This window comes from Stenotrophomonas sp. BIGb0135 (assembly GCF_024810105.1).
GTDB classification, from domain to species: Bacteria; Pseudomonadota; Gammaproteobacteria; order Xanthomonadales; family Xanthomonadaceae; genus Stenotrophomonas; species Stenotrophomonas maltophilia_AB.
Genome location: NZ_JANUDX010000002.1, coordinates 216003 through 242197 on the forward strand (window position 1 = coordinate 216003; position 26195 = coordinate 242197).

The following is a 26195-nucleotide window of genomic DNA, read 5'->3' on the forward strand; positions in this document are numbered from 1 at the left end:
GGTTCACTCGGTCGGCGCCGGCCTGGCGGCGAACGCCGGGTCATCACTCAGGCGCGGACGCGGCGGCAAGTGCCTGGCCCGGGCGATGTAGCGATGCGCGGTGAATGTCTCCATGGTCCCGCGGATCATCACGAACGTGACGATGATGGTCATGAACAGGCCGGTGGTCGGCGCGCGCTGCCCGGTGACGAAAGTCAGCACCTGTCCAAAGAGGTAGTAGGCCAGAAGCACGCATGCGGCAGCGCGGCTGCGCTTGCGCAGGCCCCAGGCCGTGCCCAGATACAGGCCCAGATCGAACAGCAGTCCACCGCCCATCAAAGCGGCCGATAACGGTGGGGGGGCGATGCCCGCGGGCTTCAGGAGTTGCATCACCGCATACACAAGCCCGGCCAGCGAAATCGCCGCCAGGATCAGGGCGACGACCCACATGGCCGTGATCGGGCGGCTGATCTCCGCCGGCAGCCTGACCGGCGGGGCAGCGCTCGATGCCGGTGCGGGCGGTGCGCTGCCGGGGGCCTGGTAGGGACTGGAATCTTCCATGATTGCGGATCCTGTTGGAGGTGGGGCGTCAGCCGGCGCCTGCGCGCCAGCACCAGTGCCACGGCTCGTAGACGATGCCGTGCGGGTTGTCGCGCGGGTAGCTCAGCTGCAGGCCAAACCTGCCCGCGTGCTGCAGCAGCCAGGCGAAGGCGGCCGTGTGTTCGAAGCGCTCTTCGGCCGGTGGCTCGCCGGGCGTGCCGATGTCCAGCGCGAAGCCGCTGTGGTGCTCGCTGTAGCCCGGTGCTGCGTTGACCTTGAGGATGTCGGCCACCTGCAGGCCACGCGCGCGCTTGCGCTCGAAAATGCCCAGCTGGTAGGCGTGGCTGCGGTAGCCGGAGATCGCATCCAGTGCGATGCCGTCCATTGCCGCGGCACGTTGCATGCGTTGCCAGCTGCGCGCGGCGTCACGCCGCAGCCACAGCGGTCGCCGGTAGCGGTCGAAACCGGCCAGGCTGAGCTGGGTCGGCTCGGCTTCCAGCGCCAGGCCGGTGGCGTCTTCATAGGCCGCGGCGTCGATGCCCAGCTGGCCCAGGCGCTGCTGCAGCCCGTTCAGCGGAAGCAGGCTTTCACGGGTCTCGCTGCGACCGTGTCGTGCCCAGTGTTGATCCAGCGCGTCCAAGGCGGCTTCGATGCCTTCCTCGCGCATCAGGCGCGGCACCAGCGGCAGCACGCCGTGCGCGGTGGCCACCGCGAGATAGCGGCCATCACGCTTGCGCCGCAACACCCACTGCGCCTGGGCGAGGGCGCGCGCATCGGCGTTGCTGCGCGCGCGCAGCACGCCGCCGGGCCACAGCTCGATGTCGGCGGTGTTGATCAGCAGGGCAGGGGCGCGGCGCATGGGCCCCAGCTTAGTGCCTGCCGGCGGGCGCGGCCAGCGCCCGCAGTGCATCCAGCAGGACGCGCGGCTGCTCCGGACTGATCAGCAGCGCGCTGCCATCGCGCAGCGGCAGATACAGCACGCGGCTGCGGTCGGTGAGCAGGCAGAACGCCTTGCTGCGGTCGCGCAGGCGGTAGTGCCCGGACTTGAAGCCGGGCATGGCATAGCCGTTGGTCTTGATGCCGGGGTCGAGGCTGCCGTGTTCGGCCAGGTCCACTACCCGTGCGCGCTCCAGGTGCATGTCCTGCACCGCTACCCGCTTGCGGTAGAAGGTGGACACCACCTCCAGCGTATCGCCCTGCAGGTGGATGCGGCGGCGGAAGAACCCCCAGCTCAGCACCGCGGTGACCAGCGCCAGGAACGGCAGGGTGAGGCCGAGTTCGTGCGGCGTGCGCTGGTTCGATTGCAGCGTGGTGGCGGCGATCAGCGCCGCCGCACCGAGCATCGGCACCCACAGCCAGAGCAGGCGCCAGACCGGGGCGGGCGCGACGGCAACGTCCCTGGCGGTCTCCTTCGCGGTGCTCATGGCTGCGCTCCGATCCACGCGGCAACGTCATCGATCAGTGCCGGCAGCACGTGCCCGGGCTGGCTGTATTCCTGCAATGAGCCGGGACCGTCGCCGGCAATGCCCAGGTGGTTCAGCGCCGGATAGTGCTGGAAGCTGGCGTTGCGGCGACCCGACAGCCCGCGCTGCCATAGCTGCCAGTCGGTCTCGGTCACCTGGAAATCGCGGCCGCCCTGCAGCAGCAGCATCGGCAGCGGGGATGCCCGGGCATCGGCCACCGGATCGATCGCGTCGAAGGCGCGCCAGTAGCTGGCCGGCTGGCGCAGGGGCAGGTCGGCCGGCGCCACCGGGGCATCGCTGCGTGCGGCGGCGATCTGGCGGTCCAGTGTGTCCAGGAAGGCCTGTTCGTCGGGGGTGATGCGGCCATCCAGGCCCAGCAGGTAGCGGTTCTGCTCGGGCAGCAGGGTCAGCAGCGATCGTGCCGGTGCCGCCCACAGCACCAGGCCGGCCACCTTGCCGGACTGCCGGGCGATACGCGGCGCCAGCATGCCCCCCTGGCTGTGCCCCATGACATAGACGTGGCGAGGGTCGATGCCCGCCTGTGCCGCGAGCGTGGCCACGGCGGCGACGGCATCGTGGGTGGTTTCGTCGTCCATGGTGTAGGCGTCGCCGCTGAACGCCTGGGGCCGCACGCGGGTGCGCTTGTCGTAGCGCAGCACCGCGATGCCATGCGCGGCCAGGCCGCGCGCCACGTCCAGGAACGGGCGGTTGGCGCCGATGGTCTCATCGCGGTCCTGCGGCCCCGAGCCGTGCACCAGGACCACCGCGCGCAGCGGGGCGGTGCCGCCGTGCGGCCGCGCCAGCAGGCCGGGCAGCGGGCCACCGGCGGTCACGATGTCCAGCGGCACTTCGCGATAGCGCGCGTCGGCGGGTACCGGCGGCGCCGCGGGCTCGGCCGGCTTGAAGAACAGCCCGGCGATCCGGCCCTGCGCGTCCACCACCACGGTGGCCGCGACGGTGCCCGCGGCGAACTGCAGCGGCTGCGTCACCACGTGGGGGCGTTCGCTGGTGGAGATGACCTCGGCCGCACCGCGGCCACGTGGTTCGCCGAACGACCGCCACAAGGCCAGCAGGCCCGGGGCGGGCGCGGCGCTGGCCATTTCCGGGGTGAACATCGCCACCGCGGCGGCACCGTCACCGGCCTGCAGGTGGTCCAGCAGTTGCGTGGCGACCTGTGCGGGTGGCGTGGCGGCCGAGGCGGCCAGCGCCAGCGTGGACAGCAGCAGCGCTGCGCTGCGCCGGAGCAGGTTGGCCATCCTAGATCTCCTTCTTGAAGATCAGCACCGCCACGCCCATCGGCTGGGTCTGCAGCACGTTCACCAGTTCCCAGCCGAGCTGGCCGTGGCGATTGAGTTCGGTCTGCATGTCGTCGGACTTCAGCCCCGTCCAGGACGGTTTCACCTCGACGGTGAGGTAGCTCCAGCGTTTGCTCATTGCTTGCTCTCCTTGCTCGAATCGGGTTTGGGAAGGCGGCCGGCCTTGCGCAGGGCATCGCGCAGCACGTACTCGATCTGCGCATTGGCGCTGCGCAGTTCGTCATCGGCCCAGCGCTGCAACGCCGCGAGGATGTCGGCGTTGATCCGCAGCGGGTAGGCTTTCTTCTCGCTCATGGCTCAGTACAGCGACCCGGCATTGACCACCGGCTGGGTGCCGCGGTCCGAACACAGCACCACCAGCAGGTTGCTGACCATGTTGGCCTTGCGTTCTTCATCCAGCTGCACCACGCCGCTCTTCTGCAGCTCGGCCAGCGCCATTTCGACCATGCCCACCGCGCCGGCGACGATCCGCGTGCGGGCGGCGATCACCGCGTTGGCCTGCTGGCGCTGCAGCATCGCCTGGGCGATTTCAGGGGCATAGGCGAGGTGGCTGATGCGTGCATCGATCACCTGCACGCCGGCATCGGCCAGGCGTTCGGCCAGTTCGTCCTTGAGGTGTTGGGAGATCTCCGCTGCGTGGCTGCGCAGTGACAGCTGGCCGTCCTCGTGCTGGTCGTAGGGGTAGCTGGTGGCCATCGCACGCAGCGCGGACTCGGACTGGATGTGCACGAAGCTTTCGTAGTCGTCCACGTTGTAGACGGCCTCGGAGGCATCCACCACCTGCCACACGATCACCGCGGCGATCTCGATCGGGCTGCCGTCCAGCTCGTTGACCTTGAGCTTGCCGCTTTCGAAGTTGCGCACGCGCTGGCTGACCTTCTTCTTGTTGAAGAACGGGTTGTTCCAGCGCAGGCCGTTGTCCTTGACCGTGCCCACGTACTTGCCGAACAGGCTGAGTACGGCGGCCTGGTTGGGCTGCACGGTGTACAGGCCGGTCAGGCTGAGCAGGGCCACCGCCGCCAGCAGCAGGCCGCCCAGGATCAGCGCCAGGTTGGGGTCGCCGCGCTGCACCCCGGCCACGAACAGCCAGATCGCCAGCGCGGTCAGGGCTAGCACCAGCAGCAGGAACGGCAGGCCGGACAGCGAGCGGATGGGCTTCTCTTTCATGGCGGGGCGTCCTTGGGGTTATGTCATCGAAAGATATCAAATTGATATCAGGTTGCAAGCGGATGGCCGGGCGGGGGCCGGCAGGCCGTAAAATGCCCTCCCGCCCCTGACGCCCCGGAATCCCCATGACCACGCTCGGCACGCCGCTGTCTCCCTCCGCCACCCGCGTCCTGCTGCTGGGCTCGGGCGAACTGGGCAAGGAGGTCGCCATCGAGCTGCAGCGCCTGGGCGTGGAGGTCATCGCCGCCGACCGCTATGCCGACGCGCCGGCCATGCAGGTCGCGCATCGCGCGCACGTGGTCGACATGCTCGATGCGATGGCGCTGCGTGCGCTGATCGCCCAGGAGCAGCCGCATCTGGTGGTGCCGGAGATCGAGGCCATCCACACCGAGACCCTGGTCCAGCTGGAGCAGGAAACCGGCCTGCGCGTGGTGCCTACCGCGCGCGCGGCGCGGCTGACCATGGACCGCGAAGGCATCCGCCGCCTGGCCGCCGAAACCTTGGGCCTGCCCACCTCGCCGTACCGCTTCGTGGACACCGAGGCGGAGTACCGCGCCGCCGTGGCCGCCATCGGCCTGCCGTGCGTGGTCAAGCCGGTGATGTCCTCCTCGGGCAAGGGCCAGAGCACGCTGCGCAGCGAGGACGACATCGCCCCGGCCTGGGCATACGCGCAGACCGGCGGGCGCGCCGGGGCCGGCCGCTGCATCGTCGAAGGCTTCATCGACTTCGAGTACGAAATCACCCTGCTGACCGTGCGCCACGCCGCCGGCACGTCGTTCTGCGCGCCGATCGGGCATTGGCAGAAGGACGGGGACTACCGCGAGAGCTGGCAGCCGCAGCCGATGTCGCCGCGTGCGCTGGCGCGGGCCGAGGAGATCTCGCAGGCGATCACCGACGACCTCGGCGGCTGGGGCCTGTTCGGCGTGGAGCTGTTCGTGAAGGGCGACGAGGTGTGGTTCAGCGAAGTCTCGCCGCGTCCGCACGATACCGGCCTGGTCACGCTGGCCTCGCAGGAGCTGAGCGAATTCGCGCTGCATGCGCGGGCCATCCTCGGCCTGCCGATCCCGTTGATCCGCCAGAACGGCCCGTCGGCCTCGTGCGCGATGCTCGCGCATGGCGAAGGCGTCCCGTTCTTCAGCAACATCGCCGACGCGCTGGTGCACCCGGACTCGGCGTTGCGCCTGTTCGGCAAGCCGAGCGTGCATGGGCATCGCCGCGTCGGCGTCACCCTGGCGCGCGGCGCCGACATCGCGCAGGCGCGGACCATCGCACGTGAGGCGGCCGAGGCGATCGGGATCGAATTGCGCGCCTGATCCGGGCGCCTCGCCGGGTCGGCGACACCGCGCAGACATGGAAACGGCGGGCAGTGCCCGCCGTTTCCTTGACCACGGTCGCGTGGCTTACTTCACGTCCACCCACACCAGGTGATGGTCGCTGCCGTCGGCGATCTTCGCTTCCGGGCTGGTGTTGTCGGGCCAGAACACACCGCTGCCGACATAGCTGAAACCGACCGACGGCAACACGTAGTCCAGCCGCATCGTGCCGGCCTTCGGGCCGAAGTCGCCGGTGGCATGGAAGGGGGCGCCCTTGCGCACGATGCCTTTTTCCGCGTACGCCAGGCTGCTCTGCTCGGCGCCGACGCTGCGCGGGGTGGGGTAGCGCAGCACGCGCGGGTTTTCGAGCAATTCCACGATCGCTTCATGGCGGCCGTCGCCATCGGCCGGATCGTTGTTGAGGTCACCCAGGATCACGAAGCGCGCGTCCTGCGGCAGGCCGCCGCACTGGCCACGGTCATCGCACAGCCATGGCGCGCTGCTGGCCGACAGGTAGTCCTGCCACACCCGCAGTTCGTCGTGGTTGCGCGCCGCGTTGCGCTTCTCCGGGCCGTCGAAGACCGGCGGGGTGGGGTGGGATACCAGCGCATGCACCACGCCGTTGGGCGTCGTCACCGGCACGTCCCAATGCGACTTGGACGACAGGCGCAACTGCGACCAGACGTGGTCGGTGTAGAACGATTTGCCGGTGCGCGGGTCGATCGGACGCAGCGCGCCGGGCATCGCGCTCCACTTGAGCAGCTGGAAGCTGCGCACCTTGGCCGCATCGATCGGGTAGCGCGACAGCACCAGCATGCCGTACTGGCCCGGGTGCAGGCCGTAGCCCCAGGCATCGTTGCCGCGCGCGCGACCGTCGCCGCCGACCTGGCCGTTGTTGTCCAGGTCCAGCCCGCTCTGCACGCCGGTGTTGACCGGGGCCAGGTAGCGGTAGGCGTAATGCAGCGGCTCGCCGCCGCCGGGCTGGGCGGTTTCCAGGTAGCGCTGCTGGAACAGGTCGGCGGCGCGATGCGCGTCGTCGTAGTCGAACTCGTTGAGCAGCACCAGGTCCGGGCGGACCTGCTGCAGCACCGCGGCGATCTTGCGCGCGTGCGCGCTGTCGCCTTCCAGCTCGGCGATCAGCCCGCCGGTCTCGTCGTTGTACAGCGAGGTGTTGTAGGTGGCGATCCGCAGCGGTGCGGGGGCGGCGTCCGGCATGGCGGCGGTCTTGGCGGGGGTCTGGGCGCAGGCGCTGCAGAGCAGGGCCAGGGCAAGGATCAGGGAGTGGGCTTTCATCGGCCTATTTTGCACCCGGACGCATTGCAATGCTGGGTCAGCGCCCGTCCAGGGCATCGTCGAATGCGTGCCAGCGGCGCCCGTCGTAGGCCTCCAGCGGGCGGAAGCGGCGCTTGTAGTCCATCTTGCGGTGGTCGCGGATCCAGTATCCCAGGTACAGGTGCGGCAGTTGTTCGCGCCGGGCCCAGGCGATCTGCTGCAGGATCGCGAAGGTGCCCAGGCTGCGGTGGGCGTGGTCGGGGTCGAAGAAGGTGTAGACCGCCGACAGCCCCTGCGGGGTGACGTCGGTGACCGCCACCCCGAGCAGGTCGCCACGCCGGCCGGGCTGGCCGGGGGCGCGCAGCTCCATGAAGCGGCCCTGCGCCCATTGCCCGATCAGGAACTGGTCGAACTCGTGCGGGCCGTGTTCGTCCATGCCGCCCTGGGCATGCCGGTGGGTGAGGTAGCGGTGGTACAGCGCGAACTGTTCCTCGGTCTGCTCGGCCGCCACGATCCGCACCTCCAGGTCCGCGTTGCGGGCCAGGCAGCGGCGCTGGCTGCGATCCGGGGCGAAGCGCGCCACCGGGATGCGCACCGACACGCAGGCGTGGCAGTTGGCACAGTGCGGCCGGTAGACCAGGTCGCCGGAGCGGCGGAACCCCCAGCTCAGCGCCATCGGGTAGAGGGTGCCCAGGCGCGCGTCCTGGGGATCGAGCACCAGGTCGCGCGCGGCCCGTTCCGGCCAGTAACCACAGGGGTGGTCGCCGGTCTGGAACAGTCGCAGCTCGTCGTCGCGGTCGCCGTGTATCGCCATGTGCCCAGCATAGCGCCGCGACGTCGCAGGGGGCGCGACTGTCCGCCAGATGAATATGTCCGGCCCGGTTGTCAACGCCATCGCTGCCCACGCGTTGTTACCGGTGTGGGTGCCACGCACCGCACGCCGAAACCCTACGAACCGGAGTGATCCATGCGCAATCGCAAACCCCTTCTGCTGCTGGCCCTGCTGCTGTCCACCGGCGCTGCCGGCCTGGCCGTCGCCGCCGATGCGCCGACCCCCGCCGACACGCCGGCCCGCGCCAAGCTCGACACCAATGGTGATGGTTTCATCGACCGCGCCGAAGCGGCCAAGGCGCCGCGCCTGGCCGGACAGTTCGACACGCTGGACGCGAACAAGGACGGCAAGCTCTCGCGCGATGAACTGCCGCGCTGGCACGGCAAGCGGCATGGCCGTGGCCCGGATGGCCGTGGCGGCATGATGGCCAGGCTGGACACCAACAAGGATGGCCGCATCAGCCGCGAGGAAGCCAAGGCCGACCCGCGCCTGGCTGCGCGCTTCGACCGGATGGACGTCAACAAGGATGGATACCTGGACAAGGCCGACCGCGAGCTGGGCATGAAGCAGCATCGTGATGCCTGGTTTGCCGCGGCCGACACCAACAAGGACGGCCAGCTGAGCAAGGCCGAGTTCGACGCCGCCAAGGGGCCGTTCGCCGGGCCGCGCGGCGAACATCGCGACGGCAAGCACCGCGACGGCAAGCCGCCGATGCCGCCGAAGGCACCGGCCGCCAAGTAAGCGTTGCCGGGCAACATCCGCACACGGCGCCGGTCATGGACCGGCGCCGTTGCGTTTTCAGATCCGCCCGCTGCGCACCAGCGACCACGCGATCACGCCCACCAGCAACACGTTCACGCCCCACAGCGCTTCCCGGCCATACAGCGACCGGTACTTCCAGTTCGGCCCGCTGCGACCGTGGCGGGCCGCATCGCGGGCGATCATCGGCGCCATGATCCGCTGCAGCGGCACCAGGCACTGGTAGTTCACCACGCCCAGGCCGAGTGCCAGGGCGGCCAGCGGCCAGTACCAGGCCGCCTGCAGCACGCTCAGCCCCAGCACGGTCATGCAGACCACCATCGCGGTGAAAGTGCTGTAGTGCACGAAGCGGCGGATCGCCGCCTGTTCGCCCGGAGTCTCGGCGTAGGACAGCAGATAACGGCCGCCCAGGTAGCTGCCGAGCACCCCGCCGACCAGCCCGCCGAGGACTGCGCCCCAGGCGAAATCGGCGCTGATCAGGTGGCTCTGGCTGGCCGCTGCGCTCAGCGAGCCCATTGCCGCGCCCCCGGAGACGCTGGCCCCGCCCAGGCCGAGCTTGCCGGTGCCCAGCCCGGTGCCGAGCAGGATGGCCGCGCTGGCGGTGCCGGGCGCGGCCAGGATCACCATCGAGGCGACCGTGGTGGCGAAGGCCGCACCGGGCGCGCTGCTGCGCGCGAACTCGCCGAAGCGGCGCAGCATTTCCTCACGCACGCTGGCGCGGGCGCGCGACAGCCGCTTGCGCACCGCCGCATCGCTGAGCCCCAGCAGGTCGGCCACCTGCTGCGAGCGCTGGCCTTCGCGGTAGTACAGCAGCAGCGTCTCGCGGGCGTCCTCGGGCAGGGCCGAGATGATCTCTTCGGCCGCCAGTTCCTCTTCCACCCGCTGCAGGTGGTCCGGCGCGCTCGGGCCGGGGTCGGCGGCCATGCTGATGGCGATCTCGGCCGCTTCGCCGGACAGCGGCCGGCCACGGTTGGCGCGCAGCCAGTCGCGGGCCAGGTTGCGGGTGATCTGGCGCAGCCAGGGCAGGAAGCTGGACGGGTTGTGCAACTGGTTGAGCTGCTGCCACGCCTTGATGAAGGCTTCCTGGGCGATGTCCTCGCTGGCCTGTACGTCGCGGGTGATCGCCAGCGCGATCGCGGTGACGGTGTTCTGGCAGGCCAGCACGATGCGCCCATAGGACTGCGTGCAGCCGCCGGCGGCGGCCGGCAGTTCGCGTTCCAGCGTGGTGGTCAGCAGCAGCGTCATGGTGTCGTCCCCGGCGATGGTCCGAGTATGACGAGGTGCCGCGGCGAATGTGACCGGAGGGCACCCGACCGAGTGCCGGTGCTCGGCCGGCGCTGCCCGATTCCAATCGGGATCGGGCGGCGCGGGGAGCCGGCCAACGGCCGGCCCGACCGGTTACCTGGCCGGTTGGATCCTGACCCGGACCTCGTCGTCTTCCGGCGGGGCCGGCTGGGCCGGGGCGGCGGCAGGGGCGGGCTGCGCCGTCGGGGCCGGGGCCACGGTGGGCGCGGCGCGGTGGCGCAGGACCACCACCATCGCCACCGCGGCGATCACCAGCAGCAGGCCGATGCGGATCCGCCAGGCCCAGTTGCGGCGCGGGGCCACCTCGCCCACCTGGTCGCGGAAGGCGAACTCGGCGGTGGGGTGGTCGCGGCGGGTGGTTTCCAGCAGGCGCGCGTCGCGCAGGATCTCGCGCGCGCGTGGCTGGTCATCGGCGTGCACTACCCACAGGGTGGGGTGGGTAGTGGCCTTGCTGGTGTCCAGGTAGCTGAACTGGCTGCCGCGCTTGCTGTGGTACGAGCGACCATTGGTGATGCGCACGTCGATGCCGGCATCGCGCAGCAGCGTGGCCACGCCTTCCACGGTTTCCACGCGCTGGCTGCTGAAAATCTGTCTCATGTCAGTCCTTGGCCGGTACGGCGGCGGCCGCGTCGCTGTCGGGCACCACGCGGATCAGGCCTTCCTGCGCGGTGCTGGCCACCAGCAGGCCGTCGCGGGTGAAGAACTGGCCGCGCGCCAGGCCGCGTGAATCCTGCGCGCTGGGGCTGTCCAGCGAGTAGAGCAGCCAGTCGTCGGCGCGGAACGGGCGGTGGAACCAGATCGCATGGTCGAGCGAAGCCATCTGCACGTGCGGCTGGTAGTAGCTGATGCCGTGCGGGAAGGTGGCAGTGCCGAGCAGGTGGAAGTCCGAGGCGTAGGCGAGCAGCGCCTGGTGCAGCTCGGGCGCATCGCCCACGGTCTCGTTCAGGCGCAGCCAGACCTGGTGGTAGGGCGGGCGCTTGGGCGGGTTGAGCTCATCGCGCGGGTACACGTGGCGGAACTCGAACGGGCCGCCCCGCGACAGCCAGCGCTGTACCTTGATCGGCAGCCGCTCGAGCACCTCCGGCGGCAGCGGGCGGTTGGGTTCGATGTCTTCCGGCTGCGGCACCTCGGGCATCTTGTGCTGGTGTTCGGCACCGCTCTCGGCCTGCTGGAAGGAGGCCGCGCAGAAGAAGATCACCTTGCCGTGCTGGATCGCGGTGACCCGGCGCACCGAGAAACTGCCGCCATCGCGGGTGCGGTCCACGTCGTAGACGATCGGGTGGTCGATGTTGCCGGCGCGCAGGAAGTAGGCATGCAGCGAATGCACGTGGCGACCGTTGTCCACGGTGGCCTGCGCCGCCGACAGCGCCTGGCCCAGCACCTGGCCGCCAAACACGTACTTGGTCCCGATGTCGCGGCTCTGGCCGCGGAACAGGTTGTCTTCCAGGCGTTCGAGCGTGAGCAGGTCGATCAGCTCGGAGACGACGGGTTCGTGCGTGTCGGACAAGGGAAGCAACCTGGGGTGGGCGGATGCAAATTATAGGGTAGTGCCGGCCCAGGGCCGCATGACGGCAGTGCATTGGCGCTGCCGCCCCCACGGGCCGCTACGCCACCGCAGGGCCCTCCATTGCCATGCAAGCCCCGCTGCTTCGCGGTCGCCCCCTGACCCGGCGGGCGTGCGCCACGCAGGTGCGCGCCACGCTGCAGCGCGTGATTGGCGGCGGCGTGGTCGCCGGCCACGGGCCGGCACGACCGGGTTCAGGCCTTGCCGAGCCTGGCCGCCAGCGTGTGCAGCGCCTGCTGGGCGTCCGGGGCGTACCAGGCGTCGACGAAGCGGTCGAGCTGGATCAGGTCGGCGTGCAGGGCGTCGTGCAGGTCGGCGCGGGCGATCGCGCGGGTCAGCAGCATCGGCTGGCGGGGCAGCTTGAGCAGGCGCTGCAGCCACGCCACCGCGCGCGGCACCACCTGGGCGGCGTCGGCCAGTTCGTCCACCAGCCCGATCTCCAGCGCACGCTCGGCCGGCACCATCTCCCCGCCTACCAGCAACTGGGTGGCACGGTGGTGGCCGACCACGCGGCGCATCAGGCGCTGGATGCCTTCGGGAGCCACCAGGCCCACCTGGACCTCGTTCAGGCCGATCACGGTCGGCTGGGCGGGGTCCGGGCTGCGCGCCAGGATCCGGTAATCGCAGCACAGCGCCAGCACGCAGCCACCGGCCGGGGCATGCCCGGTCAGCGCAGCCACCACCGGCACGCGGCATTCGGCCAGGGTACGCACGGCGCCGAAGAAGGCCTGCCAGCTGTCGAGCAGCTTGTGTTTGTCCCCGCCATGGCCGAGCAGGTGCGGCACGTCCATGCCGGCGCTGAAGATGCGCTCGCTGCCCGACAGCACGATGCCGTGCGCGTCATCGGCCATGGCCTGGTTGATCGCGTGGATCAGGTGGCGGCACAGCTCGGTGTCCAGTGCGTTGACCGGCGGGCGCGCCAGCCGCAGTTCGCGGATGGGGCCATGGTTGATCACCTCGATAAGCGTCGTCATGCTGCGATCTCGTTGCGGACAGGGAACTGAGGCGATGATAACCAAACCATTCGCGGGCGTATTGTTGGGCCTGTGTGCGTTCGCAACATCGGCCATGGCGGCCGAACCAGCCTGCGTGTCGGTGCACGAGGGCTGGATACGGCTGCCGCCGGGGGCGATGCCGATGGCGGCCGGCTACGGGAAGATCCGCAACGACTGCCGCACGGCGGTGGTGGTGGTTGGCGCCGGCAGCAAGGCGTTCGGAGACGTGTCGCTGCATGAAACGACGCTGGTGGAGGGCATCAGCCGCATGCGCGAAGTGGAGCGGCTGCCGATTGCGGCCGGCGCCACGGTCGAGCTGAAACCCGGTGGCCTGCACCTGATGCTGATGCAACCGGAGGTGCCGCTCGCGAAGGGCGGGCAGGTGCCGCTGCGCTTGAGCCTGGAAGACGGCCGCAAGGTGGATGGGCAGTTGATGGTGCGTAGCGATGCGCCGCGCTGAGCGGGCGTCGGCGGGAGGTGCCGAGCATGGCTCGGCACTACCGGTGGGTATCACGTGTCGAGTGGCCTTCGCGCTTCACCATCGGTAGCGCCGAGGGCATCGCGAGGCGCGACCGTCATGCGTTGCCGGTCATGCGCCTCACGCGCTGCATCGGGTAGCGCCGAGCCATGCTCGGCTGCCTTGCATGCCCGGGACGCGTGCGGTCATGTCCAGTCGTAGGAGAACAGCACCGTGCGGCTCTCAGGTTCGTACAGCATCACGATGGCATCGGCGCCCGCCGCGCACCAGTTGTAACCCGCTACTTCGGCGACCGCGAAGAACGGCTTGCCGTCGCGGGTGATGCGCACGTTCTCGGCATCGTCAGGCCGGTCGCGGTCGTACATCGCCGGGTCCAGTGCGATCTCGAAGGCCGTCGGGATCGCCGCGGTCTCGGTCCAGTTGCCGCCGGAAATCTGCCCGCCAAGCCTGTCCAGGTACGCCTGCTCGCCCGGCTCGCCATCGCCATAGCGCGAATAGCTGGCCAGGCGGCCGTGGGTCTGGAAATAGGCGTGTGCCTTGGCGTAACTGTCGCGCATCTCGGCGATGTGCTCCACCGCGTCGCTGTCCTGGACCTGGTCGCCGATGAAGTAGCCCGCGTCGCCGAGGAAGCGCATGCGGTTGTCGGTGGTCAGTTCGAATGCGATCCAGTTGGTGCCGGTGAACGCGTTGTGGTGTTCTTCGGTCTCTTCGCCGATGCAGCCTTCATACGGCTCGATCGGGCACAGCATCGTGGCCACGGTGCCGGCCAGTTCCGGCCGCAGGATCCCCAGATCGATGCCGATCAGCGGCAGCAGGTGCTGCGCCAGCCACGGTTGCTCCTGGGGAAAAACGTCGGCGGGGAACGGCGTCATTCCCGGAAGACGTGTGCGGATGTCAGTCTGGTGGAACATGGCAGTCCTTTGAACTACTGGCGGCTGTAGTGCCGGCCGTTGGCCGGCAACCACGCACATCTATCCGATGCGATGGAGCTGCCGGCCGTTGGCCGGCAACCACGCACATCCATCCGATGCGATGGAGCTGCCGGCCGTTGGCCGGCAACCACGCACATCCATCCGATGCGATGGAGCTGCCGGCCGTTGGCCGGCACGACCCCTTAGCTTGACGCGGTGCGGATCGCCTCCGGCAACGGCGCGCTCTTGCCGGTCTGCGTATCCATCCACACCACCACGACGTTGCCGTCCGAGTACAGCGTGGCGTCGTCGTTCTGGTCCATGATGCGGTGGCCGATGGTCACGCTGCTGTTGCCCAGCCGTTCGACGAACAGCTCCACCACGATGTCGTTGGGCCACACGATCGGCAGGCGGTAGTTGACGTTGGTCGCCGCCACCACCGGCGCGATGCGGTCGGTCATCGACACGCCGTCCACGCCCAGCATCCAGCGCACGCGCGCTTCTTCCAGGTAGGAAATGTACTTGGCGTTGTTGACGTGGCCCATGCTGTCCATGTCGCGCCAGCGCACGCTGATCGGCACGCGGGCGAGGATCTTGTGTTCGCTACTCATCAGGCGTCCTTCTTCTTCTTGCTGGCCGGGCTGGTCTTGCTGGCCTTGCCGGTGGTCTTGGCGGCGGCCGCCTTCTTGGCCGGCTTCTCCGGCTTGGCCTTGCGCGGCGGTCGTGCGTCCGGCTTGTTGGCGGTCGCGGCCGGGCGCTCCGGGCGGGCGCGGGTGGAGGGCAGCATCTTGGCCAGGAACTGGCCGGTGTACGAGGTCGGGCAGGCCGCCACGTCTTCCGGCGTGCCGGTGACGAGGATGGTGCCACCGCGGTGGCCGCCTTCCGGACCCAGATCGACGATCCAGTCGGCGGTCTTGATCACGTCCAGGTTGTGCTCGATCACCACCACCGTGTTGCCCTCGTCGCGCAGCTTGTGCAGCACGCCAAGCAGCGCCTCGATGTCATGGAAATGCAGGCCGGTGGTCGGCTCGTCCAGGATGTACAGGGTGCGGCCGGTATCGCGACGCGACAGCTCCTTGGACAGCTTCACGCGCTGCGCTTCACCGCCGGACAGCGTGGTCGCGCTCTGGCCCAGCTTGATGTAGCTCAGGCCCACGTCGACCAGCGTTTCCAGCTTGCGCGCGATGCTGGGCACCGGCTCGAACAGCTTCAGCGCATCTTCGACGGTCATCTGCAGCACGTCGTTGATGTTGTAGCCCTTGTACAGGATCTCCAGCGTTTCGCGGTTGTAGCGCTTGCCGTGGCAGACATCGCAGGGCACGTACACGTCCGGCAGGAAGTGCATCTCCACCTTGATCAGGCCATCGCCCTGGCACGCTTCGCAACGGCCGCCGCGCACGTTGAAGCTGAAGCGCCCCGGCGAATAACCCCGCGCACGCGCTTCGGGCACCTGTGCGTACAGCTCGCGCAACGGCGTGAACAGGCCGGTATAGGTGGCCGGGTTGGAGCGTGGCGTGCGACCGATCGGCGACTGGTCGATGTCCACCACCTTGTCGAACAGGTCCAGGCCCTCGACCTCCTTGTACGGCGCGATCGGGTGCGAGGAGCCGTTGATCTCGTTGGCGGCCAGCGAGAACAGGGTGTCGTTGATCAGGGTCGACTTGCCCGAGCCGGACACGCCGGTGATGCAGGTCAGCAGCCCCGACGGAATGTCCAGGTCCACGCCCTTGAGGTTGTTGCCGCTGGCACCGCGCAGGTGCAGGGTCATCTTCGGGTTGGGCGTGTGCCGGCGCGCCGGGATCTCGATGGCACGCTTGCCCGACAGGTACTGGCCGGTCAGCGAACGTGGCGAATCCAGGATGTCCTGCAGGGTGCCCTGGCCGACGATTTCGCCGCCATGCACGCCCGCGCCCGGACCGATGTCCAGCACGTAGTCGGCCAGGCGGATCGCATCTTCGTCATGCTCGACCACGATCACCGTGTTGCCCAGGTCACGCAGGCGGGTGAGGGTGCCGAGCAGGCGTTCGTTGTCGCGCTGGTGCAGGCCGATGGACGGCTCGTCGAGCACGTACATCACCCCGACCAGGCCGGCGCCGATCTGCGACGCCAGCCGGATGCGCTGGGCTTCGCCACCGGAGAGGGTGTCGGCCTTGCGCTCCAGGGTGAGGTAATCCAGGCCCACGTCCACCAGGAAGCCCAGCCGCTCGCCGATTTCCTTGACGATCTTGCCGGCGATCTCGCCGCGCCAGCCGGGCAGGGTCATCTCGCTGAAGAACTTCAGCGCGTCGTCGATCGGCAGCACCACCAGTTCCGGCAGCGCACGGTCGGCGACGAAGACGTTGCGCGCGGCCCTGTTCAGGCGCTGGCCGTTGCACTCGGGGCAGTTGCGCTCGCTGATGTACTTGGCCAGCTCCTCGCGCACCGCCGAGGATTCGGTCTCCTTGTAGCGGCGCTCCAGGTTCGGAATGATGCCCTCGAAGCGATGCTTGCGCTGGGTGCGGCCGCCGGCCTCGGTGAAGTAGGTGAAGGTGATCGTCTCCTCGCCGCTGCCGTACAGCACCGCCTGGCGCACATCGTCGGGCAGGCTCTGCCACGCCGCGTCCACGTCGAACTTGTAGTGCTTGGCCAGCGAAGCGATCAGCTGGAAGTAGTAGGCGTTGCGGCGGTCCCAGCCGCGCACGGCACCGGCCGACAGCGACAGTTCCGGGTGCACCACCACGCGCGAGGGATCGAAGAACTCGGCCATGCCGAGGCCATCGCAGCCCGGGCAGGCGCCGACCGGCGAGTTGAACGAGAACAGGCGCGGCTCCAGCTCGGGCAGCGAGTAATCGCACACCGGGCAGCTGTACTTGGACGAGAACAGGTGCGCGGGCGCATCCTCCACGTCCAGCGACTGCACCGAGACCATGCCGTCGCCGAGCTTCAGCGCGGTCTCGAAACTCTCGGCCAGGCGCTGCTTGATGTCTTCGCGCGGCCGGAAGCGGTCGATCACCGCCTCGATGGTGTGCTTCTGGCGCAGCGCCAGCGGCGGTACCGCGTCGATTTCATGCAGGGTGCCGTCCACGCGCACGCGCACGAAGCCCTGCGCGCGCAGCTGGTCGAACACCTGGGCATGTTCGCCCTTGCGTTCGCGGATGACCGGGGCCAACAGCATGTAGCGCTGTTCCGGGTCCAGCGTGAGCACGTGGTCGACCATCTGGCTGACCGTCTGCGCCTCCAGCGGGTAGCCGTGGTCGGGGCAGCGCGGGCTGCCGACGCGGGCGTACAGCAGGCGCAGGTAGTCGTAGATCTCGGTGATCGTGCCCACGGTGGAACGCGGGTTGTGCGAGGTCGACTTCTGCTCGATCGAGATGGCCGGGGACAGGCCCTCGATGTGGTCCAGGTCCGGCTTTTCCATCACGCTGAGGAACTGCCGGGCATAGGCCGACAGCGACTCCACGTACCGGCGCTGGCCTTCGGCGTAGATGGTGTCGAAGGCCAGCGAGGACTTGCCCGAGCCGGACAGGCCGGTGATGACAATGAGCTTGTCGCGGGGCAGGTCGAGATCGATGTTCTTGAGGTTGTGCGTCCGCGCGCCGCGGATGCGGATGAAATCCATCGCCATGGGGGATCCGTTGTGGGGCTTCGGCTCTGGGAGCCGGCAAGCGGGTGGGGCAATCGGAAACGGCAATCGGTCAGCCTACCGAGCTTGGGATTTGGGGGCAATCGGCGACTTTGCCAGCCCTGTGTCTCACCTTTTGAGACCCGGAGGGGCCGTACCTGAACGGGATTCAGCCCCGGACTGGCCAGAGTGGGGGGTGACTTGACCCGACCCGGCCCCAGTCATTAAAATCCCGCTTCTGTCCGCCCTCGATGGCGGCAGTCCATAGACCACAATAACTACAGAGGAAGTCTGGTCATGTACGCAGTACTGGTAACCGGCGGTAAGCAATACCGCGTGGCGCAGGGCGAAACGCTCCGCGTCGAAAAGCTCGAAGCCGACGTTGGCAACGAGATCACGTTCGACACCATCCTGATGCTGGGCGACAGCGACGGTATCAAGATCGGCGACGCGCTGAGCGGCGCTTCGGTCACCGCCAAGGTCGTGTCCCAGGGTCGTGCTGACAAGGTCCGGATCATCAAGTTCCGTCGCCGCAAGCACCACATGAAGCGCCAGGGTCACCGTCAGTACTACACCGAAATCGAGATCACCGGCATCGCCGGTGGCAGCAAGTAATCAAGGAGACCAGTCATGGCACATAAAAAGGGCGTAGGCTCATCGCGCAACGGTCGCGACTCCAACCCGAAGTACCTCGGCGTCAAGATCTTCGGTGGCCAGGCCATCGATGCCGGCAACATCATCGTGCGTCAGCGCGGCACCCAGTTCCACCCGGGTACCGGCGTTGGCCTCGGTCGTGACCACACCCTGTTCGCGCTCGTCGACGGCAAGGTGGAGTTCTCGGTCAAGGGCCCGAAGAAGCGTCGTACCGTCAGCGTCGTCGCCGAAGCCTGATCTTCGCGATACGCAGGCGCCCACGCCTAGCGCGTGGGGCCGCTGACGAAAGCCCCGCTTCGGCGGGGTTTTTGTTTTTTGTTTTTGTTCGACCATGCGCGGGGATCCTTCCCGCCGCCGTCCACGGATCGTACCGGGGACGTTAGACTCTGCGGTCGGGCGCATCCGCTGCCTGCCGCCTCCAGTTGGCATCCAGAATCATGAAACTTGTAGACGAAGCAGAAATCCAGGTCACCGCCGGCAATGGCGGCAACGGCTGCGTCGGTTTCCGTCGCGAGAAGTTCATTCCGCTGGGCGGCCCGGACGGTGGCGATGGCGGCAATGGCGGCAACGTGTGGATCCGCGCCGATGCCAACCTGAACACCCTGGTCGACTTCCGCCACGAGCGCATCTTCAAGGCGCAGCGCGGCGAGAACGGCATGGGCCGGCAGGCGTACGGCAAGGGCGGCGAAGACCTGGTCATCACCGTGCCGGTCGGCACCGTGGTGATGAACGTGGCCACCGATGAAGTCATCGGCGACCTGACCCAGCACGACGATCGCCTGCTGGTGGCCAAGGGCGGCCGCGGCGGCCTGGGCAACATGCACTTCAAGAGCTCCACCAACCGCTCGCCGCGCCAGGCGCTGCCCGGCGAAGAGGGTGAAGAGCGCCTGCTCAAGCTGGAGTTGAAGCTGCTGGCCGACGTGGGCCTGCTGGGCTTCCCCAATGCCGGCAAGAGCACCCTGATCCGTGCCGTGTCCGCCGCCACCCCGAAAGTGGCCGATTACCCCTTCACCACCCTGTACCCGAACCTGGGCGTGGTGCGTGTCGAGAATTACCGCAGCTTCGTCATCGCCGACATTCCCGGCCTGATCGAAGGTGCCGCCGACGGTGCCGGCCTGGGCGCGCAGTTCCTGCGCCACCTGCAGCGCACCCGCCTGCTGCTGCACCTCGTGGATATCTCCCCGATGGAAGGTGGCGTGGACGGCGTGTCGCCGATCGAGCAGGTGCGTGCGATCGAGCGCGAGCTGGAGAAGCATGACCCGGAGCTGCTGGACAAGCCGCGCTGGCTGGTGCTGAACAAGGCCGACCTGATGTTCGAGGACGAGGCCAAGGTGGCCGCCGAGAAGATCGTCGCCGAGCTGGGCTGGACCCAGCCGTGGTACCTGGTCTCGGCGCTGGGCCGCGAAGGCACCTGGCCGATCATGACCAACATCATGGCCTTCTTCGACCGCCAGAAGGAAGATGAGGCGCAAGCGCGCGATGCGTACTGAGCGCACCCGCGCGCCCCTGAAAAACCCGGCTGCGGCCGGGTTTTTCTGTGGTGCCGCCGGGGCGGGGTCGCGCCAGGCGCGGCGGCTGCCAGCTGTGCGCGTCGGCCTGGAATGGCGGGCAACAAAAAACCCGGCCGGAGCCGGGTCTTTTCCTGCGGCTGGGTCGAAGCCACGCTTGGCGTGGCTCTACGACACCCGCAGCGCCGGATCAGGCGGCCTTGATGGCCTTGATGCGCGCGGTCAGGCGGCTCTTGTGGCGAGCAGCCTTGTTCTTGTGGATCAGACCACGCGAGCTGAAACGGTCGAGGATCGGCTGGGCAACAGCGAAGGCTGCCTCGGCGCCGGCGGCGTCATTGGCATCCAGAGCCTTGATCACCTTCTTGACAGCGGTGCGCAGCATCGAACGCTGAGCCGTATTGCGCGCGTTGCGCACGACGGTCTGCTTGGCGCGCTTCTTGGCGGACTTGATATTGGCCACAGTGGTGGTTTCCTGAAAAATCGGTGTAATGGGAACAGCAAGCTGGAAAGTATGATGGCTCGAAAAATGTACGTCAAGTCAATTGTCAAGAGGGAACACGGGTGAGTTCACCAAGGATGTTGCGGGGCCTGCTGTCTTTCAGCAGCATGACCATGATTTCGCGGGTGCTGGGCCTGGTCCGCGACCTGGTCATCACCACCACGTTCGGCACCAATGCGGTGACCGACGCCTTCTGGGTCGCGTTCCGGGTGCCCAATTTCCTGCGCCGGCTGTTCGCGGAGGGCTCGTTCGCCACCGCCTTCGTGCCGGTATTCACGGAGGTGAAGGAAACCCGCTCGCACGCCGAACTGCGCGAACTGATGTCGCGCGTCGCCGGCACGCTGGGCGGGGTGCTGCTGCTGGTCACCGCGCTGGCGCTGATCTTCGCCCCGCAGCTGGCCACGCTGTTCGCCAGCGGGGTGGACACCGACCCGGCCAAGCACGGGCTGCTGGTGGACCTGTTCCGGCTGACCTTCCCGTTCCTGCTGTTCGTCTCGCTGACCGCGCTGGCGGGCGGCGCACTGAACAGCTTCCAGCGGTTCGCGATGCCGGCGCTGACCCCGGTCATCCTCAACCTGTGCATGATCGCCGGCGCACTGTGGCTGGCGCCGCGGCTGGGCGGCACCCCGGAGAAGCAGATCCTGGCGCTGGGCTGGGCGGTGCTGGCCGCCGGCCTGCTGCAGCTGTTGTTCCAGTTGCCCTCGCTGAAGGGCATCAACCTGCTCACCCTGCCGCGCTGGGGCTGGCGGCACCCGGGCGTGCGCAAGGTGCTCACCCTGATGGTGCCGACCCTGTTCGGTTCCTCGGTGGCGCAGATCAACCTGCTGCTGGACACGGTGATCGCCGCCAAGCTGATCGACGGCTCGCAGTCCTGGCTGTCGCTGGCCGACCGCTTCCTGGAACTGCCGCTGGGCGTGTTCGGGGTGGCGCTGGGGACGGTGATCCTGCCGGCGCTGGCCCGCCACCACGTCAGTACCGACAAGGCCGGCTTCTCCAGCGCCCTGGACTGGGGCCTGCGCACGACCCTGCTGATCGCGGTGCCGGCGATGCTCGGGCTGATGCTGCTGGCCGAGCCGCTGATCGCCACGGTGTTCCAGCATGGCGAGTTCACCGCCTTCGACACCCGCATGACGGCCCTGTCCGTGTACGGGTTGAGCTTCGCCCTGCCGGCCTTCGCGCTGCTGAAGGTGGTGCTGCCGGCCTTCTACGCGCGCCAGGACACCCGCACCCCGGTCCGTGCCGGCCTGATTGCGCTGGTGGCCAACATGGTCTTCAACTTCGCGCTACTGGCCGTGCTCTACCACGTGATGGTGCCCGAGGCCCTGAAGGCGCAGGGCGTGTGGGCGGCGCTGGGCAAGCAGCCCGGCCTGCACCTGGCGCTGGGCATCGCCAGCGCGCTGTCCAGTTACCTGAACCTCGGCCTGCTCTGGTACTGGCTGGGCAAGACCGGGGTGTACCAGCCCAAGCCGGGCTGGGCCGGCTATGCGACCCGCCTGGGCGTGGCCTGCGCGGCGATGGTGGCGGTGCTGCTGGCCCTCCTGTACGGGATGTCCGGCTTCACCGAGATGGACAAATGGCACCGGATCGGCAACTTGGCGCTGCTGGTCGGGGGGGGCGGCCTGACTTACCTGGTCGCCCTGGTCGCGATGGGTTTCCGCCCGCGCCACCTGCGCGAGCATTGATTGGTGGACACCCCGGCTATACTTCATGGCTATTCCTTGCAACGCATCGGTCCTGGTGGGCCGGACTCCCAGTTGATGACCAGGTTGTTCAGAAGCATCGAAGGCGGGCCCTTGTTCCCGCACGGAAGCGTGGTATGCATCGGCGCATTCGACGGCCTGCACCTTGGCCATCGTGCGCTGGTGCGGCATGCGGTGGCGCGTGCGCGCGCCCTGGGCGTGCCCGCCGTGGCGGTCGCATTCGAGCCGCTGCCGCGCGAGTACTTCGCGCAGGGCGAGCCGCCGCCGCGCTTGACCCTGGCCCGCGACAAGGTCGCCATGCTCGGCGAGCTGGGCGTGGATGCGGTGGGCCTGCTGCGCTTCGATGCGCGCATGGCCGCGATGCAGGCCGAGGACTTCGTGCAGCAGTTGCTGGTGCAGCGCCTGGGCGCGCGCGAGGTCTGGATCGGCCCGGCGTTCTGCTTCGGCAACCGTCGTCGCGGCGACCTGGCCCTGCTGCAGTCGATGGGCGCGCAGCTGGGCTTCGCCGCCGGCGAGATCGAACCGATCGACCTGCACGGCGAGCGCATTTCCAGCACCCGCATCCGCCAGCTGCTGCGCGAGGGCAACTTCGCCCACGCCAACGACCTGCTCGGCCGCCCGTATTCCATCGGGGGCAGGGTGGTGCGCGGGCGCCAGCTCGGCCGCACGCTCGGCTTCCCCACCGCCAACCTGCGCTTCCCGAAGACGCCGGCGCTGTCGGGCATCTATGCCACCTGGGTGCACGGCGTGTTCGACCAGCCGTGGCCGTCGGTGTCCAGCTTTGGCACCCGCCCGACCGTGGACGGCGTGGAGCCGTTGCTGGAAGCGCACCTGTTCGATTTCCAGGGCGACCTGTACGGTCGCCACATCGAAGTGGAATTCGTCGCCAAGCTGCGCGACGAAGAGAAGTTCCAAGATCTGGCCGCGTTGACCGACCAGATGCACCGTGACGCCGAACAGGCGCGTCACATCCTTTCCGAACACAGATTGCGAGCCACTGCGTGAGCCAGGACTACAAAGCCACCCTTCATCTGCCGGCAACCGAATTCCCGATGCGCGGCGACCTGCCCAAGCGCGAGCCGGGCATTCTGTCGCGCTGGGAAGACGAGGGCCTGTACGCCCGCCTACGCGAGAACGCGCAGGGCCGCCCGCTGTTCGTGCTGCACGACGGCCCGCCCTATGCCAATGGCCAGATCCACCTCGGCCATGCGGTCAACAAGATCCTCAAGGACATCATCGTCAAGTCGCGCTACCTGGCCGGCTTCGACGCGCCCTACGTGCCGGGCTGGGACTGCCATGGCCTGCCGATCGAGATCGCGGTCGAGAAGAAGTGGGGCAAGGTCGGCACCAAGCTCGACGCCGAGCAGTTCCGCCAGAAGTGCCGTGAATTCGCCGAAGAGCAGATCGACCTGCAGCGCCGCGACTTCAAGCGCCTGGGCGTGATCGGCGATTGGGACAACCCGTACAAGACGCTGAGCTTCGATTTCGAGGCCAACGAGATCCGCGCGCTGTCCAAGGTGTTCGCCAACGGCCACATCGTGCGCGGCGCCAAGCCGGTGCACTGGTGCTTCGACTGCGGCTCGGCCCTGGCCGAGGCGGAGATCGAGTACCAGGACAAGACCTCGCCGGCGATCGACGTGGCCTACGTGGCGCGGGATTCGGCGCAGCTGGCCGCGCGCTTCGGCGCGACCCTGCCGGCCGATGTCGAGGTGGCCGTGCCGATCTGGACCACCACCCCGTGGACGCTGCCGGCCTCGCTGGCGGTGTCCCTCGGTGCGGACATCGACTACGTGCTGGCCGAAGGCCCGGCCCACAACGGCAAGCGCCGTTGGCTGGTGCTGGCCGCCGCGCTGGCCGAGCGTTCGCTGCAGCGCTACGGCGTGGACGGCCTGGTCGAGCACGGCCACGCCACCGGCGCGGCACTGGAAAACCTGCTGCTGGCCCACCCGTTCTATCCCACCCGCGACATCCCGCTGCTCAACGGCGCGCACGTCTCGGCCGAAGACGGTACCGGTGCGGTGCACACCGCCCCGGGCCACGGCCAGGAAGACTTCGTGGTCAGCCAGCAGTACGGGCTGATGGATCGGTACAACGCGGGCCAGATCAACCCGGTCGACGGCCGTGGCGTGTACCTGCCCTCGACCCCGCCGGCCGGCGATGTCGCGCTGGCCGGCGTGCACCTGTGGAAGGCGCAGCCGCTGATCGTGGACGTGCTGCGCGCGTCCGGCGCGCTGCTGGCCTTCGTCGAGATCGTGCACAGCTACCCGCACTGCTGGCGCCACAAGACGCCGGTGGTGTTCCGCGCCACCCCGCAGTGGTTCATCTCGATGGACAAGGCCAACCTGCGCCGCGACGCGATGGCCGCGATCGACAGCGTCGGCTGGTTCCCGAGCTGGGGCAAGGCGCGCATCGGCGGCATGGTCGAAGGGCGCCCGGACTGGTGCATCAGCCGCCAGCGCACCTGGGGCGTGCCGATCGCGATGTTCACCCATCGCGAGACCGGCGAGCCGCACCCGCGCACCGTCGAACTGATGCAGCAGGTGGCCGACCGCGTGGAGCAGGGCGGCATCGACGTGTGGTATTCGCTGGACAGCGCCGAACTGCTGGGCGATGAAGCGCCGCAGTACGAGAAGGTCACCGACATCCTCGATGTCTGGTTCGACTCCGGCGTCACCCACGAAGGCGTGCTGCTGGCGCGTGGCTTCGGCAAGCCGGCCGACCTGTACCTGGAAGGGTCGGACCAGCACCGCGGCTGGTTCCAGTCCTCGCTGCTGACCGGCGTGGCCATCGACACGCACGCCCCGTACAAGCAGTGCCTCACCCATGGGTTCACCGTGGATGAGAAGGGCCGCAAGATGTCCAAGTCGCTGGGCAACGGCATCGAGCCGCAGGACATCATGAAGACGCTGGGCGCGGACATCCTGCGCCTGTGGATCGCCTCGGCCGACTACAGCAATGAAATGTCGCTGTCGCAGGAGATCCTCAAGCGCAATGCCGACGCCTACCGGCGCCTGCGCAATACCGCGCGCTTCCTGCTCGGCAACCTGGACGGGTTCGATCCGGCCCGGCACCTGGTGGCCCCGGCCGACATGGTCGCGCTGGACCGCTGGATCGTGCATCGCGCCTTCGAGGTGCAGGAGAAGATCAAGGCCGCCTACACCAGCTACACCATGGCCGAGATCGTGCAGCTGCTGCTGAACTTCTGCAGCGTCGACCTGGGCTCGCTGTACCTGGACGTCACCAAGGACCGGCTGTACACCATGCCGGTGGACTCGCGTGGCCGGCGCTCGGCGCAGACCGCGATGTACCACATCGCCGAAGCGTTCACCCGCTGGATCGCGCCGATCCTGAGCTTCACCGCCGACGAGCTGTGGGGCTACCTGCCGGGCGCGCGCAAGGACAACGTCCTGTTCGCCACCTGGTACGACGGTCTGGCACCGCTGCCGGCCGACGCGCCGCTCACCGCCGCCGATTTCGAGCAGCTGCTGGCCCTGCGCGAGCAGGTGTCCAAGGTGCTCGAGCCGATGCGCGCCAACGGCGCCATCGGTGCGGCGCTGGAAGCGGAGATCACGGTGGCCGCCGACGCGGACACCGCCGCCCGCTGGCAGCCCCTGGCTGACGAACTGCGCTTCCTGCTGATCAGTGGCGATGTGCAGGTGCGCCCGGCGACCACCGATGAGGTGTTTGTCAGTGCGCAGCCGACCGGGAAGACCAAGTGCGTGCGCTGTTGGCACTACCGTGCCGACGTGGGCACGGTGGCGGCCCATCCGGAACTGTGCGGTCGCTGCGTGACCAACATCGACGGTGCCGGCGAAGATCGGCGGTGGTTCTGATGAGCGCCGCCCGTCCGCGTCCCAACGCATTGGTGTGGCTGCTGCTGTCGGCGGTGGTCATCGGCCTGGACCAGTGGAGCAAGGCCTGGGTGCTGTCCAGCCTGCCCGAGTTCGAACCGGTGGTGGTCATCGATGGCTTCTGGAACTGGTACCGCACCTACAACACCGGCGCGGCATTCAGCTTCCTGAGCGATGCCGGTGGCTGGCAGCTGTGGTTCTTCACCGCGCTGGCACTGGGCATCAGCGGCCTGATGGCGTTCTGGCTGTCGCGTACCGCGCGCGGTCACTGGCGCAGCGCCGCGCCTTACGCGCTGGTCATCGGCGGGGCGATCGGCAACGTGATCGACCGGCAGATGCACGGCCACGTGGTGGACTTCATCCAGTGGTACATCGGTGACCATGCCTGGCCGTCGTTCAACATCGCCGATTCGGCGATCGTGGTCGGCGCCGTGGGGATCGCTGTGTTTGGCCTGTTCGACGGCAAGGCCGAGAAAAAAGCGGGATAA

At 68.5% G+C, this 26195-nt stretch carries 27 protein-coding genes; 10 read left to right on the forward strand and 17 right to left on the reverse strand.

The annotated features are described in order from the left end of the window. Positions 1-3 precede the first annotated feature (3 nt). Genes M2421_RS05390 through M2421_RS05420 form a run of 7 tightly spaced genes read right to left on the reverse strand, consistent with a single transcriptional unit; the run spans position 4 to position 4465 of the window. The gene (locus M2421_RS05390) at positions 4-540 is read right to left on the reverse strand and encodes a hypothetical protein (RefSeq protein WP_259203856.1); all 537 of its coding nucleotides are present in this window, start codon (positions 538-540) and stop codon (positions 4-6) included. A 28-nt stretch (positions 541-568) separates the two neighbouring features. Then, positions 569-1378, reverse strand: coding sequence for a M15 family metallopeptidase (locus M2421_RS05395; protein ID WP_259203857.1), 810 nt, complete (start codon positions 1376-1378; stop codon positions 569-571). 10 nt (positions 1379-1388) lie between these two features. Next, positions 1389-1943 carry a PH domain-containing protein gene (locus M2421_RS05400; RefSeq protein ID WP_259203859.1) on the reverse strand — a complete coding sequence of 185 codons (555 nt, stop codon included), beginning with the start codon at positions 1941-1943 and terminating at the stop codon, positions 1389-1391. Then, the gene (locus M2421_RS05405; protein WP_259203861.1) at positions 1940-3238 is read right to left on the reverse strand and encodes an alpha/beta fold hydrolase; all 1299 of its coding nucleotides are present in this window, start codon (positions 3236-3238) and stop codon (positions 1940-1942) included. The genes M2421_RS05400 and M2421_RS05405 overlap by 4 nt, the downstream gene beginning before the upstream one ends. 1 nt (position 3239) lies before the next feature. Beyond that, complete coding sequence (locus tag M2421_RS05410) at positions 3240-3416, reverse strand: DUF4177 domain-containing protein (RefSeq protein ID WP_259203863.1); 177 nt, start codon at positions 3414-3416, stop codon at positions 3240-3242. Next, positions 3413-3592: an Arc family DNA binding domain-containing protein gene (locus M2421_RS05415; protein WP_259203864.1), complete on the reverse strand. Its 180-nt coding sequence runs from the start codon at positions 3590-3592 to the stop codon at positions 3413-3415. The genes M2421_RS05410 and M2421_RS05415 overlap by 4 nt, the downstream gene beginning before the upstream one ends. Before the next feature lie 3 nt (positions 3593-3595). Next, positions 3596-4465: an SPFH domain-containing protein gene (locus tag M2421_RS05420; protein WP_259203865.1), complete on the reverse strand. Its 870-nt coding sequence runs from the start codon at positions 4463-4465 to the stop codon at positions 3596-3598. 125 nt (positions 4466-4590) lie between these two features. Between M2421_RS05420 and purT the strand changes: the two genes are divergently transcribed. After that, a complete protein-coding gene (gene purT / locus M2421_RS05425; protein WP_259203866.1) occupies positions 4591-5778 on the forward strand; it encodes a formate-dependent phosphoribosylglycinamide formyltransferase in 1188 nt (395 codons plus the stop codon). Between the two features lie 87 nt (positions 5779-5865). Here purT and M2421_RS05430 read toward each other — a convergent pair whose 3' ends face one another. Together M2421_RS05430 and M2421_RS05435 are read right to left on the reverse strand one after the other, a co-directional pair. Next, positions 5866-7071 carry an endonuclease/exonuclease/phosphatase family protein gene (locus tag M2421_RS05430; RefSeq protein WP_259203867.1) on the reverse strand — a complete coding sequence of 402 codons (1206 nt, stop codon included), beginning with the start codon at positions 7069-7071 and terminating at the stop codon, positions 5866-5868. A 37-nt stretch (positions 7072-7108) separates the two neighbouring features. Beyond that, positions 7109-7864 (reverse strand): arginyltransferase, encoded by a 756-nt coding sequence (locus M2421_RS05435; protein WP_310439391.1) that lies wholly within the window; start codon positions 7862-7864, stop codon positions 7109-7111. Between the two features lie 153 nt (positions 7865-8017). Here M2421_RS05435 and M2421_RS05440 point away from each other — a divergent pair, with 153 nt between their 5' ends. Further along, positions 8018-8623, forward strand: a complete 606-nt coding sequence (locus tag M2421_RS05440) for an EF-hand domain-containing protein (protein ID WP_259203869.1) — start codon at positions 8018-8020, stop codon at positions 8621-8623. A 57-nt stretch (positions 8624-8680) separates the two neighbouring features. Here the strand turns inward: M2421_RS05440 and M2421_RS05445 are convergent, their stop codons facing one another. The 4 genes from M2421_RS05445 to M2421_RS05460 form a co-directional block, all read right to left on the reverse strand. Then, positions 8681-9886 (reverse strand): sigma-70 family RNA polymerase sigma factor, encoded by a 1206-nt coding sequence (locus tag M2421_RS05445; protein ID WP_259203870.1) that lies wholly within the window; start codon positions 9884-9886, stop codon positions 8681-8683. A gap of 153 nt (positions 9887-10039) precedes the next feature. Then, positions 10040-10543 carry a DUF2007 domain-containing protein gene (locus M2421_RS05450; RefSeq protein ID WP_259203871.1) on the reverse strand — a complete coding sequence of 168 codons (504 nt, stop codon included), beginning with the start codon at positions 10541-10543 and terminating at the stop codon, positions 10040-10042. Position 10544: 1 nt separating this feature from the next. Continuing rightward, the gene (gene tesB, locus M2421_RS05455) at positions 10545-11453 is read right to left on the reverse strand and encodes an acyl-CoA thioesterase II (RefSeq protein WP_259203872.1); all 909 of its coding nucleotides are present in this window, start codon (positions 11451-11453) and stop codon (positions 10545-10547) included. A gap of 251 nt (positions 11454-11704) precedes the next feature. Then, on the reverse strand, positions 11705-12484 hold the full coding sequence (locus M2421_RS05460; protein ID WP_259203873.1) for an enoyl-CoA hydratase/isomerase family protein: 780 nt from the start codon (positions 12482-12484) through the stop codon (positions 11705-11707). 34 nt (positions 12485-12518) lie between these two features. Here M2421_RS05460 and M2421_RS05465 point away from each other — a divergent pair, with 34 nt between their 5' ends. Continuing rightward, on the forward strand, positions 12519-12965 hold the full coding sequence (locus M2421_RS05465; protein WP_259204895.1) for a copper chaperone PCu(A)C: 447 nt from the start codon (positions 12519-12521) through the stop codon (positions 12963-12965). A 203-nt stretch (positions 12966-13168) separates the two neighbouring features. On the opposite strand, the gene M2421_RS05470 is transcribed toward M2421_RS05465, so the two are convergent. From M2421_RS05470 to uvrA, 3 genes are all read right to left on the reverse strand, one after another. Beyond that, positions 13169-13894, reverse strand: a complete 726-nt coding sequence (locus M2421_RS05470; RefSeq protein WP_310439393.1) for an enolase — start codon at positions 13892-13894, stop codon at positions 13169-13171. A 203-nt stretch (positions 13895-14097) separates the two neighbouring features. Then, positions 14098-14505, reverse strand: coding sequence for a thioesterase family protein (locus M2421_RS05475; protein ID WP_259203875.1), 408 nt, complete (start codon positions 14503-14505; stop codon positions 14098-14100). Beyond that, positions 14505-17498, reverse strand: a complete 2994-nt coding sequence (gene uvrA / locus M2421_RS05480; RefSeq protein ID WP_259203876.1) for an excinuclease ABC subunit UvrA — start codon at positions 17496-17498, stop codon at positions 14505-14507. The genes M2421_RS05475 and uvrA overlap by 1 nt, the downstream gene beginning before the upstream one ends. 294 nt (positions 17499-17792) lie before the next feature. Here uvrA and rplU point away from each other — a divergent pair, with 294 nt between their 5' ends. The 3 genes from rplU (at position 17793) to obgE (ending at position 19639) form a co-directional block, all read left to right on the forward strand. Continuing rightward, the gene (rplU, locus tag M2421_RS05485; protein WP_259203878.1) at positions 17793-18110 is read left to right on the forward strand and encodes a 50S ribosomal protein L21; all 318 of its coding nucleotides are present in this window, start codon (positions 17793-17795) and stop codon (positions 18108-18110) included. A gap of 15 nt (positions 18111-18125) precedes the next feature. Beyond that, on the forward strand, positions 18126-18386 hold the full coding sequence (rpmA, locus tag M2421_RS05490; protein ID WP_019184517.1) for a 50S ribosomal protein L27: 261 nt from the start codon (positions 18126-18128) through the stop codon (positions 18384-18386). Positions 18387-18586: 200 nt separating this feature from the next. Next, complete coding sequence (gene obgE / locus M2421_RS05495) at positions 18587-19639, forward strand: GTPase ObgE (protein WP_259203879.1); 1053 nt, start codon at positions 18587-18589, stop codon at positions 19637-19639. Between the two features lie 208 nt (positions 19640-19847). On the opposite strand, the gene rpsT is transcribed toward obgE, so the two are convergent. Next, entirely contained in the window at positions 19848-20117 is a 270-nt protein-coding gene (rpsT, locus tag M2421_RS05500; protein ID WP_019184515.1) for a 30S ribosomal protein S20, read from the reverse strand. Between the two features lie 116 nt (positions 20118-20233). Between rpsT and murJ the strand changes: the two genes are divergently transcribed. The 4 genes from murJ (at position 20234) to lspA (ending at position 26195) form a co-directional block, all read left to right on the forward strand. Then, positions 20234-21838 carry a murein biosynthesis integral membrane protein MurJ gene (murJ, locus tag M2421_RS05505; RefSeq protein WP_259203881.1) on the forward strand — a complete coding sequence of 535 codons (1605 nt, stop codon included), beginning with the start codon at positions 20234-20236 and terminating at the stop codon, positions 21836-21838. 75 nt (positions 21839-21913) lie between these two features. Beyond that, positions 21914-22861, forward strand: a complete 948-nt coding sequence (locus M2421_RS05510; RefSeq protein WP_259203882.1) for a bifunctional riboflavin kinase/FAD synthetase — start codon at positions 21914-21916, stop codon at positions 22859-22861. Further along, a complete protein-coding gene (gene ileS / locus M2421_RS05515; RefSeq protein WP_259203883.1) occupies positions 22858-25689 on the forward strand; it encodes an isoleucine--tRNA ligase in 2832 nt (943 codons plus the stop codon). The genes M2421_RS05510 and ileS overlap by 4 nt, the downstream gene beginning before the upstream one ends. Continuing rightward, on the forward strand, positions 25689-26195 hold the full coding sequence (lspA, locus tag M2421_RS05520; RefSeq protein WP_259203884.1) for a signal peptidase II: 507 nt from the start codon (positions 25689-25691) through the stop codon (positions 26193-26195). The genes ileS and lspA overlap by 1 nt, the downstream gene beginning before the upstream one ends.